The following is a 16057-nucleotide window of genomic DNA, read 5'->3' as shown; positions in this document are numbered from 1 at the left end:
GCGGATTAACTTAAAGAAAAATCTGTAAGGCTTAGCTAAATTACGGATCTTCATCACATAAATTATTTTTTCACTATCTAAAATAATTCGCGGAAGTCTTAGTTTTTTGAACTCTAACCCTTATCTGAATCGATTCGGTTCGCCAATACGATTCTCAGTACGCCTGCCTGGCAGACGTATACATGATAATAAAAGGAGGTAGCAAGTGACCATTGCTATTGTCATAGGCACACATGGTTGGGCTGCGGAGCAGTTACTCAAAACGGCAGAAATGCTGTTGGGCGAGCAGGAAAACGTCGGCTGGATCGATTTCGTTCCCGGTGAAAATGCCGAGACGCTGATTGAAAAATACACTGCTCAGCTTGAGAAGCTGGATACCAGCAAAGGCGTGCTGTTTCTCGTGGATACATGGGGCGGCAGCCCGTTCAACGCTGCCAGCCGCATTGTCGTCGATAAAGAGCATTATGAAGTCGTCGCCGGGGTGAATATCCCGATGTTGGTGGAAACCTTCATGGCGCGTGACGACAACCCAGGTTTTGATGAACTGGTGGCACTGGCGGTGGAAACCGGTCGCGAAGGCGTGAAGGCGCTGAAAGCGCAGCCGGTTGAAAAACCGGCCCCTGCCCCTGCTGCACCAAGGGCGGCAGCACCGGCGAAGCCAATGGGTCCGAACGATTACATGGTTATCGGCCTTGCGCGTATTGATGACCGTCTGATCCACGGCCAGGTGGCAACACGCTGGACCAAAGAGACCAACGTACAACGCATCATCGTGGTCAGTGACGAAGTGGCCGCCGACACTGTCCGTAAAACCCTTCTTACCCAGGTTGCACCGCCGGGCGTCACCGCGCACGTCGTGGATGTCGCCAAAATGATCCGCGTTTACAACAACCCGAAATATGCGGGTGAGCGCGTGATGCTTCTCTTCACCAACCCGACAGACGTCGAACGCATTGTTGAAGGCGGCGTGAAAATCACCTCCGTTAACATTGGCGGTATGGCATTCCGTCAGGGCAAAACGCAGGTCAACAACGCGATTTCAGTGGATGCGAAAGATATCGAGGCCTTCAACAAACTGAATGCACGCGGTATCGAACTGGAAGCCCGTAAGGTTTCCACGGACCAGAAACTGAAAATGATGGATTTGATCGGCAAAGTGGGGAAATAAGCCCGGGCCGGTTTTTCATATAGAGCTTATGTAATAGGAGAAGTGCAATGGAGATTACTACTCTTCAGATTGTGCTGGTGTTCATCGTCGCATGTATTGCGGGTATGGAGTCCGTACTTGATGAATTTCAGTTCCACCGCCCTCTGGTGGCCTGTACGTTGATTGGCGCCGTTCTCGGTGACATGAAAACCGGTATCATCATCGGTGGTACTTTGGAAATGATCGCCCTCGGCTGGATGAACATCGGTGCGGCAGTTGCGCCAGATGCCGCGCTGGCGTCCATTATTTCAACCGTTCTGGTTATCGCTGGTCATCAGAGTATTGGTGCCGGTATCGCGCTGGCCATCCCGCTGGCCGCAGCGGGTCAGGTGCTGACCATTATCGTCCGGACTATTACCGTTGCCTTCCAGCACGCGGCGGATAAGGCGGCCGAAAACGGCAACCTCACCGCGCTCTCCTGGATCCACGTTTCTTCCCTGTTCCTGCAAGCGATGCGTATCGCAATCCCTGCGGTTATCGTGGCGATTTCTGTCGGTACCAGCGAAGTTCAGGGCATGCTGAATGCGATCCCTGAAGTGGTTACCAGCGGTCTGAATATCGCCGGGGGTATGATCGTGGTGGTCGGTTATGCGATGGTCATCAACATGATGCGCGCAGGCTACCTGATGCCATTCTTCTACCTTGGCTTCGTTACCGCTGCGTTCACCAACTTCAACCTGGTTGCGCTGGGTGTGATTGGTGCGGTGATGGCGATTCTTTATATCCAGCTCAGCCCGAAATACAACCGTGTCGCGGGTGCCCCTGCGCAGGCTGCTGGTAACAACGATCTCGATAACGAACTGGACTAACAGGTGAGCGAAATGGTTGATATGACAAAAACTACCACTGAGAAAAAACTCACTCCGGGTGATATTCGTGGCGTGTTCATCCGTTCTAACCTGTTTCAGGGTTCATGGAACTTCGAACGTATGCAGGCGCTCGGCTTCTGCTTCTCCATGGTGCCGGCCATCAAACGCCTGTATCCGGAAAACAACGAAGCACGCCGTCAGGCAATTAAGCGTCACCTGGAATTCTTCAACACCCATCCTTATGTTGCGGCGCCTGTTCTGGGCGTGACGCTGGCAATGGAAGAGCAGCGTGCGAACGGGGCTGAGATCGACGATGGTGCCATCAACGGTATCAAAGTTGGTCTGATGGGGCCGCTGGCAGGCGTGGGCGACCCGATCTTCTGGGGTACCGTGCGTCCGGTCTTTGCGGCGCTGGGCGCCGGGATCGCCATGAGCGGCAGCCTGCTCGGTCCTCTGCTGTTCTTCATCCTGTTCAACGCGGTGCGTCTGCTGACCCGTTACTACGGCGTGGCGTACGGTTATCGTAAAGGGGTGGATATCGTTAAGGATATGGGCGGCGGCTTCCTGCAAAAACTGACTGAGGGGGCGTCAATCCTCGGCCTGTTTGTAATGGGGGCGCTGGTTAACAAGTGGACGCACGTGAACATCCCGCTGGTGGTATCGACGATCACTGGTCAGGATGGTCAGACGCGCGTTACCACCGTGCAGACGATTCTGGACCAGCTGATGCCGGGCCTGGTACCGCTGCTGCTAACCTTCGCCTGTATGTGGCTGCTGCGTAAGAAAGTGAACCCGCTGTGGATCATCGTTGGCTTCTTCGTCATCGGTATCGCGGGCTACGCCGTCGGCCTGCTGGGTCTGTAATAAAATGCGTTACCGACCGGGGGCTTGCCCCCGGTCTTTTTATCTGGAGGATGAATGACTGTCACGGACACCGTACTGGTTTTATTTATTGTTGCCCTTCTGGCTTACGCGATCTATGACGAGTTCATTATGCCTCGCCGCCACGGCGAGACGCTGCTGACCCTTCCCCTCTTACGCCGTGGACGCATTGATGCGTTTATCTTCGCCGGTCTGGTAGTCATCCTGATTTACAATAATGTGACCAGCCACGGCGCAATATTAACCACATGGTTATTATGTGCGCTGGCATTAATGGCGATTTACCTGTTCTGGATCCGCTCGCCAAAACTCATTTTTAAAAAACACGGATTCTTCTTCGCTAATGTCTGGATAGAATATAACCGTATTAAAGAGATGAATTTATCCGAAGACGGGGTTCTGGTGATGCAATTAGAACAACGCCGCCTGCTCATCCGGGTCAAAAATATTGATGACCTGGAAAAGATCTACAAATTACTCGTTAAAACTCAATGAGTTAATATTATAGCATCGGCTATATATTGCATTATTCTTAAACCAGCAATATAGCCGGTGCTATATCTCCTCTGTTAATTGCCTTATATTTGTTAACGATATTTTCACGCATAAATCTAAATGAAAATCGTTATCAATATAGTGGCTATATAAAGCCATCTTCGTTGTTGTTTTATATTCTCAAAATATGTTAAGGTTGCGCCCGTCGTTGGGGAGTAGCCGATTTCCTGCCTGCGGGAAATGTACGTGTCAACATACTCGTTGAAAAACGTGGCGCGTACGGATCGTTTTCAGCACACTGACTGTGCCAAAAGCGATCAGGCGAGACCATAGATACATCAACTGCTGTTTACTGGGGGCAGTGATGTGTCATATGGATATCCCCGGTCTGGACGCTCTTATGAATATCTCCGCTACGATCCTTCTGGCTTTTGGCATGTCCATGGACGCATTTGCCGCCTCTATTGGTAAAGGTGCCACCCTCCATAAACCTAAATTTTCCGACGCCCTGCGTACCGGTCTCATCTTTGGTGCTATCGAAACGCTGACGCCGCTTATCGGCTGGGGTCTGGGGATGCTCGCCAGCCAGTTCGTGCTGGAGTGGAATCACTGGATTGCTTTCGTGCTGCTGGTGTTCCTCGGCGGACGCATGGTGATTGAAGGCTTTCGTGGTAACGGCGATGAAGATGATGCGCCGCTGCAACGCCACGGCTTCTGGCTTCTGGTGACAACCGCCATCGCAACCAGCCTGGATGCAATGGCCGTGGGTGTCGGTCTGGCGTTTTTGCAGGTCAATATTATCGCCACCGCGCTGGCGATTGGCTGCGCCACGCTGATCATGTCAACGCTGGGGATGATGGTGGGTCGGTTCATTGGCCCGCTGTTAGGCAAACGAGCCGAAATTCTGGGCGGTATCGTGTTGATCGGGATTGGTGCCCAAATCCTTTGGGCACACTTCGCGGGTTAACCTTCGCGCTGCCAGCAATGAATGCTGAAATCCGTCTGGCAGCGAAATTCTGTCTGCGCTGCCAGCGTTTCCCACACCTCTGGTTTTGCCCGCCATGCAAACGGCGTCATTTGCAGTAACGCCACCGCTTCACTTCCCTGCAACGTCATTTCATACGCTACCGACTGCGCCTGCTTTAACGCAAAGCCCGCCAGCTGTTCAGAGTGCGGCGCATGCAGGTGAACTTCATCATAGATCAGCCCTTTTAGCTCCAGCAGATGACGCGGCCCTGGCGTGACGGTAATAACCCAGCCGCCGGGCTTAACGACGCGCGCCAGCTCCTCTGCCTTGCACGGCGCATAGATACGCACCACGGCGTCCATACTCGCTTCCTCAAACGGCAGGCGGTGGCTGGAGGCCACGCAGAACGTTACCGCTGAATAGCGTTTGGCTGCCGCACGGATAGCCACTTTCGACACGTCCAGCCCGAAAGTTTCGGCACCCTTCTCAGCCGCCACGTCAGCAAACGTGGCGGTGTAGTAACCTTCGCCGCAGCCGATATCCAGCATGGCGGATGCGCCTTCTGTCAGATATTGACGGAGTAAGGCGACAACGGCATCCCTGAGCGGTTGATAGTGCCCGGCATCGAGAAACGCCCGGCGCGCCTGCATCATCTCCGCACTGTCACCCGGGTCCCGGGAGCGCTTATGTTGTACCGGCAGAAGATTTACATAGCCCTCTTTCGCCCGGTCAAACTGATGTCCCTGTGGACAGATAAACGTTTTCTCCGCGCGCGTCAGCGGCGCGTGGCAAAGGGGACAACTGAAAGACATGACAGCTCCAGGGCGTAAACCAAAAGGCGAAGTGTACCGCTATTCGCCAGGGTTATAAACGGCTGGGTGACGCATCACGATCAGATGGTCAGAATCTGCCGGCAGCCCGTCTGGCTTCACGTTTTCCAGGCGCAGGACGTTACCCATAATTTCGCTGAACACGGGCGCAGAAACGGCCCCGCCATAGTAGGCACCGTTTTGCGGATCGTTGATCACCACCACCAGCGCGAAACGGGGATCGCTGGCAGGCGCAACGCCTGCGGTATAGGCGACGTATTTATCCACATACTTACCATGTTCATCGATTTTTTTGGCCGTCCCGGTTTTTATCGCCACGCGATAGTTACGCACCGCCGCTTTGACCCCGCCACCGCCGGGTAACGCAACGCTCTCCATCATATGTTCCACCTCGTGAACAATTTCCTCGGGCATCACCCGCTTGCCAATCACCGGCGGGTCAATACGGGTGATGGACAGAGGCCGTTCAATGCCGTAGCTGCCGATGGTGGCATACACATGCGCCAGCTGGAGGGGGGTTACCATCAGGCCATACCCAAAGGCAAAGGTCGCCCGATCTAACTGACTCCAGAATTTTCGCTGCGGCAGTAAACCTGCGCTTTCTCCCGTTAAACCAAGCCCGGTACTCTCGCCAAAACCAAAGTTTTTATAGGTATCCAGTAACCGTTGCACGGGCATCGCCAGCGAAAGACGGGATACGCCTGTGTCGCTGGATTTTTGCAAAATCCCGGTCATCGTCAGCTCGGGGTAGTAGCCCACATCGCGGATACGATGGCCATCAATAGTGTAGGGATGCGTGTCTATGACGCTGTCAGGCTGTACCAGCCCCTGCTGTAGCGCCGTCATCAGCACCAGAGGCTTAACGGTCGAGCCAGGTTCAAAGGTGTCGCTGATCGCGCGATTGCGAAAATCATCCAGCGTTGCCCCTTCCCGGTTATTGGGGTTGAAGTCGGGGAAGCTCGCCATTGCCAGAATTTCGCCCGTCTGGATATTAATCAGCACCGACGCGCCTGATTCGGCTTTGTTCCACGCTACGGCATTATCCAGCGCGTCTTCGGTGATAGTTTGCAGGCGTTCATCGATACTAAGCTGGATATTATGTGCAGGTACGGGAGCCACCTCCGTAAGGTTCTCCACCACATGTCCGTAGCGATCTTTCCTGACCAGCCGCACGCCTGCCTTCCCGGTAAGCTGCGTGTTAAAGCTTTTCTCGACGCCCTCAATGCCCTGGCCATCAATATTGGTGAAGCCAATCAGGTTCGCCGCCACGTGCCCGGCAGGATAAAAGCGGCGGGACTCATCGCGAAGGTTGATGCCGGGGAGACGCAGCTTATCGATCCACTTTGCCTGGGCGGGATCAACCTGACGGGCCAGGTAAATGAATCGCCCGTGCGGGTTACTGTTAATTCGCGATGCGAGCGTGCTCAGAGAAAGGTGTAAGGCATTTGCCAGGGCCTGCCAGCGCGAGTCAAAACCGATCCCCCCTTTTTCCAGCACTGTTTTGGGATCGGCCCAGACGGCCTGGACGGGTACGCTCACCGCAAGGGGTCGCCCTTCACGGTCAACAATCATCCCACGCGGGGGGTCTATCGCCACTTCGCGCAGGGAGCGCATATCTTCCTGCTTCACCAGATTATCCGGTTTGATAATTTGTAGCCACGCTACGCGGCCCAGCAGAAACGCAAGGCTACAAAAGATGGCGAGACACAGAAGTGCAAAACGTGCCGGAGTAAAATTTCCGGTGGTGGTTATTGTCTTTTTTTTCACCTTAACCCCAGGGCTGTTAATCAACGCCCTGATTTAACGGGAAAAGCGGATAATAAGGCGGGAAAACAATGCTAATAATCTCGCGGGTTTGCAACAAGATAATAACAGAGGAAGATTACGTAATATTTTGAAAAATAAGCGTATAAAAAAAGCCCCGCATCGGCGAGGCTTATGTCTGAGATCGAAGCGCTGAGCGCTTCAGTCAGCAGTGATTCGATCAGATAGCAGTTACGTTAACCGCAGCTGGGCCTTTCTGGCCATCCTGAATTTCGAACTCAACGTTCTGGCCTTCAGCCAGAGTTTTGAAGCCGTTACCCTGGATTGCAGAGAAGTGTACGAACACGTCTTTGCTGCCGTCAGCAGGAGTAATGAAACCAAAACCTTTAGACTCGTTGAACCACTTAACTTGACCTTTAATCTTTGCCATTTGCAAAATTCCTTAGAGTGTTTTCTTAGCCCGCGGGCTTTGACATAGATAAAACTGAGACATTACTGCTTGAGGCACTAATATAAGGTTCGGCAGAGAAGCGGTATTCAACGACAACGTGTTTACTCAGGACTTCTTTACTGAAAATGCCACACATAAACAGAACTGTACCTCGTTTGACCCAAAACGTGTTATCACACACAACGTTTAATATGGCAAGCCATTTTTAAACGTGTCTCGATCCGCCGCACAAATTCAGACGTTACTCCATAACAATCTGCACAGTTATGCGAATTGTCAAATGAAGCGCCACCTGACCTCACTGCCCGCAGGGTGCGTTGACGCGCCCTGTAATCAAAGACTTTTTAAACATAGCTCAATCATTTCAAAGCGTCCATCCCAATCCCAGAATTTCTTTAAAGGAATGACTGAGTTAGGACATTTTGTGAAAAGTTATGCTGAAAACATTGCAACGCACCAACATGTGTCAGGGAATATACGATGTTAATTACATTTTGCTAACTGTATTAAAAACCACCATTTAATAAGTGTTATTCTGCACCAAAATAATGAAATTTTTATGACTCTGCCTCAAAACAAGGCAAGCAAAACGTTTCGATAAAAATAAAACACTTCAGTAAAGATAAAGCACACTATTTATTCAACGAAACTGAATTTGTTAAATAAGGATAAATATTCGCCAGTTTTCAGTGTGCTAAAACATGAGTTAACTGCTGCTTAATTAAATGCCGGGATGTTGTGGGATGCATTTGATAAGGGAGGGGATTTACGCCGTACGTCAGGCCACCTCCCCGCTCCGGGCAGACTATCGTTCAGCTACCAGGCGAATGAAGTCTTCCTCGTCTTGTTGTTGAGCAACAGCGTCCTTCGGTACCGCTTTCTCCTCCGGCTCGTTGGCTTCGCACAAACGACGCAGCAGCGCAGTCTGCCGTTTCTGCTGATCGAGCAATGCTTCCAGCAGCTCAATCTGCTCATTTGTGCGGGAGCTGGCGCGGTTAACGAAAAACCACAGCACCAGCCCAACGACCAGCACCACCAAAGACATTACCAGGGATGCAATGCCCAGCAGCCCCGAATTCAGTAACTCACCCATTTCACCACCTCAGTAAAAACCGCCATTTTACCACTGCCGCCGCGTAAGGACATCACTCAGCGTAAAAATGGTCTCTACCAGGGGATAAACTTATTGATTGAACAAATGCCGCTAAAGAACTGTACATCCTGATCGCACATCACATTGATAGTCTGCGTCCACAGCACCACGCATGCTATCAACACTATAATCAGAATTACCCAGCGTATTTTTTTCACTCCACACTCCGTCTTATGACCTGATACAGCCAGGTTATCACGGTTATCTTAAACAGGGGCTAACTGTACCTTCAACAGACGCTTTTCGGAATCGTGCACTTGTTTCACTGCGTAAAGCCGTTACGCTTACTCTATGACAACAAAGAAAAAAGAGGCAACGATGCGTTTACTTATTCGTACAGTAATTGTACTGGCTATTGTCTGGATCGGCCTGTTATTAAGTGGGTACGGCGTATTAATGGGGAGCAAAGAAAATGCCGCGGGTCTGGGTATCCAGTGTAAATATCTTACCGCCCAGGGGATAAGCACGGCTCAGTACATCCATTCCGACAGCGGGATCATCGGGTTAACCAACTGTCCTGTGCTGCGTAAATCATCTGTTGTGGTTGATAACGGTTAATCCGCGTTGAATTTCGCTTACAGAAACGCCGCAAAAGTGCGGCGTTTCTATTGGTGGCGTCGATCAGAACGGATAATCGTTATAGCCCATCTGCTCTGAAATTTTGCGCGCTGCGGTATGCAGAATCGCCACATATTCATGAAGACGCTCTTCAGAGAAACGCAGCGTTGGGAACGAAATGCTCAGGCCCGCAATGACAACGCCGAAGCGGTCAAACACCGGCACACCGATGCAACGCAGCCCCTCTTCCTGCTCTTCGTTATCTTCCCCGTAACCCTGCTCACGCACTTTATCCAGCACGCTCAGCAGTTCTTCCGTACTGGTAATCGTGCGGTCGGTGCTGCGTTTGTATTCCACCCCGTCAAGGATTTGCTTCACCTCTTCGCGATCGCGCCAGGCCAGCAGTACTTTACCAATTGCGGTGCTGTACAGCGGGTTACGACGACCGATGCGTGAATACATGCGCAGGTTGTACATGGAGTCAATTTTGTGGATGTAAACAATACTGTCTTCATCCAGCGCACCGAGGTGAATTGTCTCTTTCGTCAGTCGTGAAAGTTCACGCATCTGAATGTCAGCGCTGCGGATCAGATCCACGTTCTGCAAGGCGCGGGCGCCCAGTTCAAACAGTTTCAGGGTCAGAGAATATTTTTCTGATTCTCCTTCCTGCGCGACATAACCCAATGATTTCATCGTCTGCAAAAAGCGATAAACGGTGCTTTTCGACATCATCACACGCTGCGACAACTCTGTAATACCAATTTCACGCTCTTCTCCGAGCGCCTGCAAGATGCCAAACACCTTCAGCACGGAAGAAACAGAATCTGGCTGCTTATCCAAATCTGCGATTGCCATTTATCACCTCATGGAGAGTGTTTTATAAAAATCAGAACCGGTTTTTATTATAAATTCGTGTGATGCGTGCTGCAATCTATCTGGGTTTACTTCGTTACAAATCTGCGACATAAAACCGAAATAACGATGCTAAAATAGTTACTCTGAAAATAATTTCACGCTGAGTCATTCTTTTCCCATGCAAAAAAACGTTTCTGATGGCCTGCCCTTACCGCAGCGGTACGGGGCAATTGCCACTATTGTCATCGGTATTTCGATGGCTGTCCTTGACGGTGCGATTGCCAACGTGGCTCTTCCTACCATTGCCAAAGACCTGAATGCTTCGCCGGCCAGCTCCATCTGGATTGTCAACGCGTACCAGATAGCGATTGTGATTTCCCTTTTGTCACTCTCTTTCCTGGGCGATATGTTTGGTTATCGCCGGGTGTACCAGTGCGGGCTGGTGGTCTTTACCCTCACCTCGCTCTTCTGTGCCCTTTCAGATTCACTGCACACCCTTACGCTGGCGCGTATCGCACAGGGCTTTGGCGGGGCGGCGCTAATGAGCGTGAACACGGCCCTGATACGGCTTATCTACCCTCACCGCCACCTGGGGCGCGGGATGGGCATTAACTCCTTTATTGTGGCCGTGTCGTCCGCCGCCGGGCCGACGATTGCCGCCGCCATCCTGTCCGTTGCCTCGTGGCAGTGGCTGTTTGCCATTAACGTGCCGCTGGGCATTGTGGCGATCTTCTTCGCCCTGCGCTATCTTCCGGAAAATGGTCCGAAAAACACCATGCCACGTTTCGATCTGCCCAGCGCTGTGATGAACGCGCTGACCTTTGGCCTGCTGATTACCGCGCTGAGCGGATTTGCGCAGGGACAGTCTTTGTCGCTCATTGCCGCAGAAATCGTTGCCATGCTTATCATCGGCTTTTTCTTTGTTCGACGTCAGCTGGCGCTGCCCGTGCCGTTACTGCCGGTGGATTTGCTGCGTATTCCGCTGTTTTCGCTATCCATTTGTACCTCCATTTGCTCGTTCTGCGCCCAGATGCTGGCGCTGGTTGCACTGCCGTTCTTTTTGCAGAGCGTGATTGGCCGTTCAGAAGTGGAGACAGGCTTGCTGCTCACGCCCTGGCCGCTGGCAACCATGGTGATGGCCCCGCTGGCCGGTTACCTTATTGAGCGCGTCCATGCCGGGCTTCTGGGGGCGATTGGGCTGGTTGTCATGGCGGTGGGACTGTTTTCGCTGGCGCTCCTGCCCGCCTCGCCGGGGGATCTGGATATTATCTGGCGCATGATCCTGTGCGGGGCCGGTTTTGGTCTGTTCCAGTCCCCTAATAACCACACGATTATCACCTCTGCCCCACGTCATCGCAGCGGTGGCGCCAGCGGGATGCTGGGCACGGCAAGACTGTTAGGGCAAAGCACCGGGGCCGCACTGGTGGCGTTGATGTTTAACCTTTCCGGGCAGAATGCGACACACGTTGCGCTGATTACCGCAGGGACCCTGGCGACCCTCGCGGCTGTCATTAGCGGCCTTCGCGTCACCCAGCCAAAGGCGCAGGCATAAAAAAACCGGGCGGAGAATGGCTCCAGCCCGGTTCTTTTCAACCCGATTACGTTACTTCAGGTATTCGCCGCTACGCAGCGCTTCAATACGTTTATCCAGCGGCGGGTGAGACATAAACAGCTCGCTCAGCGACTTTGATTTGCCGTTGATGCAGAAGGCCATCATGCTGTTTGCTTCCTGCGGCTCGTAGCTGGTTTTAAGGCGTTGCAGCGCAGCAATCATCTTTTCACGACCCACCAGTTTCGCGGAACCGGCATCCGCGTGGAACTCACGATGACGGGAGAACCACATGGTAATGATGCTTGCCAGGATACCGAACACCAGCTCCAGCACCATTGAAACAGCAAAATAGATCAGCGGGTTGCCGTTGCTCTCTTCACCCTCATCACGGTTGCCCCCCATAAACCCGGCAGCAATCTGTGCCAGAATACGAGAAATAAAGATAACGAAGGTGTTCACCACACCCTGGATCAGGGTCATGGTGACCATATCGCCATTGGCGATATGGCTGATCTCGTGAGCAATAACCGCTTCCGCTTCGTCACGGCTCATGTTTTGCAGCAGGCCGGTACTGACGGCCACCAGGGACGCGTCACGACGCGCACCGGTAGCAAACGCGTTAATATCCGGCGCGTGGTAGATGGCTACCTGCGGCATGGCAATGCCCGCCTGCTTTGACTGCTGAGCTACCGTGCTCATCAGCCACTGCTCCATATCGTTACGCGGTTGCTCAATAACTTCACCGCCCACGGATTTCAGTGCCATCCACCTGGACATCAGCAGTGAAATGAAAGAGCCACCGAAACCAAACAGCAGCGCCATAATCAACAGACCCTGAACGCTGCTCGACTGAATTCCCGTCAGGCTTAGCACCAGCCCGAATACCACCATCACCGCCAGGTTGGTGAGCAGGAAGAGCGCGATTCGCATCATAATATTCTTTTAACCTCAGCTTAACAAAACGCACTATGCGATTACCCACATCGTATGGGTATTACGGCTATTTTCAAGCATCCAGACGGCGTAAGTCACCAGAAAGACACAACTTTACATAATTGGAAATCTGCCTGACGGAAGAAAGAGGAACAAAAAGAAACAGGCACAATTTCTTGTGCCTGTTGGGGGATTATTTTGTCGGAGCAGGTTGCAGGGCAGGTTTCTCTTTTTCCAGCTTCGCGAGATCAAGCGCGATATGCACCGTCTCGTCCAGATACGGATCGGGCTCCTGGTAATCCTTAGGCAGATCGTCCAGTTTTTTGAGCAGAGGCTTGCCTTCACGTTTGAAGCGATCGTTGATACGCGCCAGACGTGTCGCGTCATCTTCATTGTTCTCTTTCTCACGCTGGGCGTAGTTCAGAGACACAATGTTCCGTTTCGCTTTCAAAGCGTTGAAACGCGCGATGTCCTTCATGATGTACTGGAATTCCGGATCCTTCCCGATGCGATCGTTGTGATTTTTCAGCAGTTCCGGTCCGAACTGTTTCATATCACCTGATTTCACGAATGTCGCGGCATCAATGCTATCCCACGGCAGCGCGTTATCTTCAAACTTCTCGCCCGTTTCCGTCTCTTCGGTACCTGTCGGCATCATGATATCCGGCGTCACGCCTTTGCACTGCGTACTGCCGCCGTTGACGCGGTAAAACTTCTGAATGGTGTACTGTACTGAGCCCAGCGCAGGCCACTCAGGGCGCAGCATCTGGTCGTAAATACGGTTCAGAGAGCGGTACTGCTGAACGGTGCCCTTGCCAAACGTCGGTTCGCCGACGATTAATGCCCGGCCGTAATCCTGCATGGCAGCAGCGAAGATTTCCGATGCAGAGGCGCTGAAGCGATCGACAAGCACCACCAGCGGACCCTTATAGTAGACCACACCATCGGTATCGGCATCTTCACGCACTTTACCGTTGTTATCGCGCACCTGTACCACCGGGCCAGACGGGATAAACAGCCCGGAAAGCGAGACGGCCTCGGTCAATGCCCCGCCGCCGTTGCTGCGCAGGTCAATGATCACGCTGCTGACATTCTGCTTTTCAAGCTTCTGGAGCTGCACTTTCACATCATCGGTCAGGCCGACGTAGAAACCTGGGATATCCAGAACGCCAACCTTCTCTTTACCTACGGTTTTCACCGACATTTTCACCGCGCGATCTTCCAGACGGATACGCTCACGGGTGAGAGTAACGATACGGGTTTTAGTCCCCTTACCGGCTGGCAGGATCTCCAGGCGAACTTTGCTGCCCTTCGGCCCTTTGATCAGCGCAACAACATCATCAAGACGCCAGCCAATCACGTCCACCATGCTCTTTCCGGTTTGACCCACACCGACAATACGGTCGCCTACGCTGATCGCTTTGCTTTTCGACGCAGGGCCACCGGCCACCATGGAGTTGATTACGGTGTAGTCATCGTCCATCTGAAGCACAGCACCGATACCTTCCAGAGACAGGCTCATTTCGGTATTGAACTGTTCGGTGTTACGTGGAGAGAGATAATTAGTGTGCGGATCAATTTCATGCGCAAACGCGGTCATCGCCAGCGAGAAAACATCTTCACTGTTGGTCTGCGCCAGACGACGAATAGCGAATTTGTATCGACGATTTAACGTCTCACGGATCTCTTTCTCGTCTTTGCCTGTAAGCTTGAGGCTCAGTTCGTCATATTTGACTTTTCCGTCCCACAGCGCATTCAGTTCAGCCTCGTCTTTCGGCCATGGCGCTTTGCTGCGGTCCAGATTAAAGGTGTCGTTGCCGGTGAAGTCCATCGGACGTTCCAGCACTTTCAGCGCGTATTGATAACGCTCAAAACGGCGCTTTTGCGATAAGTTGTACAGATCGTAGAACAGATCGAGCTTTCCGGAGCGCAGCTCATCACCCACTTCGGATTTGCGTTTAGCGAACTGTTCGACATCGCTGGCCAGCAGTACGTTATGGCTGTAATCCAGCAAGTTCAGATAACGGTCAAAGATTTTGGCCGAAAAGGCCTGATCGAGATCGAACTGACGATAGTGCGAACGAGTAAAGCGCGACGTCACGCGCTCACTCACCGTCGCGTGCTGAGTCTCTTCCTTGAGAACCGGAATTTGATCAACACGCGTAATATCGTCCACAGCGAAAGCATGGCCTGTTATAGCAAACAGGCCAGCCAGCGCGGTGAGCTTAAAAAAAGTGTTCATGCCAGGCTCGGCCTCCGTTTCAGAACAACAAGTGTTCTGCGCGTACAATCATTGACATACCAGAAGTCAGCTGTACACGAACGCCATCTTTGGTGATTTCCAGTACGGTGGCGTCCATCGCGTTGTTACCCGCTTTCACCTTCAGAGACTGACCTACGCTCAGCGCATTGATGTCAGAAACTGGGGTGTGACGCGGCTCTTCGCGCGGCGCACGTGGGGCTTTAGCTGCGGGTTTGTCAGCACGCGGTTTGCGATCGTTATTTTCAGTACGACGCGGTGCCGGGCGCGGTTTACGCTCGCGACGAGGGGCGTCTTCCTGACCGTTTGCCGCTGCGGCTTCGCGTTTTTTCGCCTGCTGTTCCGCACGCTGTGCCTGCACGCGAGCTTTGGCTTCTTCAAGCTGCTTACGCGCATGTTCTACGTGCTGCTCGTCCAGCTCACCGCACGGGTTGCCGTCAAGGTCGACACGGGTCGCACCCGGCTTGATACCGTACAGGTAACGCCAGCTCGAGGTATAAAGGCGCAAGGCAGAACGAAGCTGCGTTTTGCTGAGGTTCATCTCCCCCTCAACGCGCGCGACCAGATCCTGAAAGATACCGACTTTCAGAGGACGCGCTTCACCTTCAGCGCTGAAGCACTGCGGGAAACGCTCGGCCAGAAATGCGATAACTTCTTTACTGCTATTCAACTTAGGTTGATTTTCCATGAAATTTCCTGATTACAACGGACGTTGCCAACAAGCGCAGGCATGAACAGGCGACATTATAATGACGCTATCAGTAAATGCTACGTTATCCGTTGATTATCCTGCGACGCTCGCAAAGAATTTATGATAATCAGTCTCTGCCAGAACATTTTCCAGGTTTGCGGCCAGCGCGCGCAGCCCCTGCTCATCCTCGGCAGTAAAGCGGCTGAAGACCGTGCTGTCGATATCCAGAACGCCAATAATCTGATTTTTAACCACCAGCGGCAGTACGATTTCAGAATTGCTGCTGGCATCGCAGGCAATGTGGCCGTCAAACGCATGAACATCTTCGACACGCTGAACCTGACGGGTCGCCACTGCGGTACCGCACACGCCACGACCTACCGGGATGCGTACGCAGGCGAGTTTACCCTGGAAAGGCCCGAGCACCAGCGTGTCACCTTCCAGCAGATAAAAGCCTGCCCAGTTCACGTCAGAAAGGCGTTCGAACAGTAACGCACTGGTATTTGCCAGAGTGGCTAAGAAACTGGTTTCCCCTGCCATTAATGCCTTAAAATCGCGATTCAGATCCGCGTAGAATTCTGTTTTGTTCATTATTCAATCACTTAGTTATCTTACATAGTTACCGCATAGCCTATTAAAATAAGCATTAA

The 16057-nt window shown here is 52.5% G+C and carries 17 protein-coding genes, 1 pseudogene and 1 riboswitch; of the genes and pseudogenes, 7 read left to right on the top strand and 11 right to left on the bottom strand.

Annotated features, from left to right (window positions below):
- Window positions 1-205 precede the first annotated feature (205 nt).
- The 5 genes from manX (at window position 206) to mntP (ending at window position 4360) form a co-directional block, all read left to right on the top strand.
- Complete coding sequence (gene manX / locus SK62_RS08610) at window positions 206-1168, top strand: PTS mannose transporter subunit IIAB (RefSeq protein WP_017384327.1); 963 nt, start codon at window positions 206-208, stop codon at window positions 1166-1168.
- A 47-nt stretch (window positions 1169-1215) separates the two neighbouring features.
- On the top strand, window positions 1216-2016 hold the full coding sequence (gene manY, locus SK62_RS08605; protein ID WP_003859914.1) for a PTS mannose transporter subunit IIC: 801 nt from the start codon (window positions 1216-1218) through the stop codon (window positions 2014-2016).
- Between the two features lie 12 nt (window positions 2017-2028).
- Complete coding sequence (locus SK62_RS08600; RefSeq protein WP_006810994.1) at window positions 2029-2880, top strand: PTS mannose transporter subunit IID; 852 nt, start codon at window positions 2029-2031, stop codon at window positions 2878-2880.
- A 54-nt stretch (window positions 2881-2934) separates the two neighbouring features.
- Window positions 2935-3393 (top strand): DUF986 family protein, encoded by a 459-nt coding sequence (locus SK62_RS08595; RefSeq protein ID WP_015570303.1) that lies wholly within the window; start codon window positions 2935-2937, stop codon window positions 3391-3393.
- Between the two features lie 198 nt (window positions 3394-3591).
- Window positions 3592-3792: riboswitch (yybP-ykoY riboswitch) on the top strand.
- A 1-nt stretch (window position 3793) separates the two neighbouring features.
- A complete protein-coding gene (gene mntP / locus SK62_RS08590) occupies window positions 3794-4360 on the top strand; it encodes a manganese efflux pump MntP (protein ID WP_023296797.1) in 567 nt (188 codons plus the stop codon).
- Here the strand turns inward: mntP and rlmA are convergent.
- From rlmA to mgrB, 6 genes and pseudogenes are all read right to left on the bottom strand, one after another.
- The gene (gene rlmA, locus SK62_RS08585) at window positions 4357-5172 is read right to left on the bottom strand and encodes a 23S rRNA (guanine(745)-N(1))-methyltransferase (protein WP_015570301.1); all 816 of its coding nucleotides are present in this window, start codon (window positions 5170-5172) and stop codon (window positions 4357-4359) included. The genes mntP and rlmA overlap by 4 nt on opposite strands.
- A gap of 39 nt (window positions 5173-5211) precedes the next feature.
- On the bottom strand, window positions 5212-6957 hold the full coding sequence (gene ftsI / locus SK62_RS08580; RefSeq protein ID WP_047719463.1) for a peptidoglycan glycosyltransferase FtsI: 1746 nt from the start codon (window positions 6955-6957) through the stop codon (window positions 5212-5214).
- A gap of 217 nt (window positions 6958-7174) precedes the next feature.
- Window positions 7175-7384: a transcription antiterminator/RNA stability regulator CspE gene (gene cspE, locus SK62_RS08575; RefSeq protein WP_001062678.1), complete on the bottom strand. Its 210-nt coding sequence runs from the start codon at window positions 7382-7384 to the stop codon at window positions 7175-7177.
- A 12-nt stretch (window positions 7385-7396) separates the two neighbouring features.
- A pseudogene (locus tag SK62_RS08570) lies at window positions 7397-7541 on the bottom strand (DUF2627 domain-containing protein).
- Window positions 7542-8210: 669 nt separating this feature from the next.
- Complete coding sequence (locus SK62_RS08565) at window positions 8211-8498, bottom strand: YebO family protein (RefSeq protein WP_047719462.1); 288 nt, start codon at window positions 8496-8498, stop codon at window positions 8211-8213.
- A 74-nt stretch (window positions 8499-8572) separates the two neighbouring features.
- A complete protein-coding gene (gene mgrB, locus SK62_RS08560) occupies window positions 8573-8716 on the bottom strand; it encodes a PhoP/PhoQ regulatory lipoprotein MgrB (protein WP_003859906.1) in 144 nt (47 codons plus the stop codon).
- A gap of 160 nt (window positions 8717-8876) precedes the next feature.
- On the opposite strand from mgrB, the gene SK62_RS08555 reads away from it, so the two are divergent.
- On the top strand, window positions 8877-9116 hold the full coding sequence (locus SK62_RS08555) for a YobH family protein (RefSeq protein ID WP_017384332.1): 240 nt from the start codon (window positions 8877-8879) through the stop codon (window positions 9114-9116).
- 63 nt (window positions 9117-9179) lie between these two features.
- Here SK62_RS08555 and kdgR read toward each other — a convergent pair whose 3' ends face one another.
- Complete coding sequence (kdgR, locus tag SK62_RS08550) at window positions 9180-9971, bottom strand: DNA-binding transcriptional regulator KdgR (protein WP_015570299.1); 792 nt, start codon at window positions 9969-9971, stop codon at window positions 9180-9182.
- Window positions 9972-10149: 178 nt separating this feature from the next.
- Here kdgR and SK62_RS08545 point away from each other — a divergent pair, with 178 nt between their 5' ends.
- A complete protein-coding gene (locus tag SK62_RS08545; protein WP_047719461.1) occupies window positions 10150-11523 on the top strand; it encodes an MFS transporter in 1374 nt (457 codons plus the stop codon).
- 51 nt (window positions 11524-11574) lie between these two features.
- On the opposite strand, the gene htpX is transcribed toward SK62_RS08545, so the two are convergent.
- The 4 genes from htpX to SK62_RS08525 all read right to left on the bottom strand — a co-directional run bounded on the left by htpX (window position 11575) and on the right by SK62_RS08525 (window position 15998).
- Window positions 11575-12456: a protease HtpX gene (htpX, locus tag SK62_RS08540; protein WP_015570297.1), complete on the bottom strand. Its 882-nt coding sequence runs from the start codon at window positions 12454-12456 to the stop codon at window positions 11575-11577.
- Between the two features lie 193 nt (window positions 12457-12649).
- Window positions 12650-14698 (bottom strand): carboxy terminal-processing peptidase, encoded by a 2049-nt coding sequence (prc, locus tag SK62_RS08535; protein ID WP_048249478.1) that lies wholly within the window; start codon window positions 14696-14698, stop codon window positions 12650-12652.
- A 19-nt stretch (window positions 14699-14717) separates the two neighbouring features.
- The gene (proQ, locus tag SK62_RS08530) at window positions 14718-15404 is read right to left on the bottom strand and encodes an RNA chaperone ProQ (protein ID WP_003859895.1); all 687 of its coding nucleotides are present in this window, start codon (window positions 15402-15404) and stop codon (window positions 14718-14720) included.
- 96 nt (window positions 15405-15500) lie between these two features.
- Window positions 15501-15998 (bottom strand): GAF domain-containing protein, encoded by a 498-nt coding sequence (locus tag SK62_RS08525; protein WP_006811006.1) that lies wholly within the window; start codon window positions 15996-15998, stop codon window positions 15501-15503.
- Between the last annotated feature and the right edge of the window lie 59 nt (window positions 15999-16057).

The organism is Enterobacter sp. BIDMC109, from assembly GCF_001037885.1.
Taxonomy (GTDB): domain Bacteria; phylum Pseudomonadota; class Gammaproteobacteria; order Enterobacterales; family Enterobacteriaceae; genus Enterobacter; species Enterobacter hormaechei_C.
Note: the sequence above shows the minus strand (reverse complement) of the source record. Positions and strands in the feature narration are given on the sequence as shown.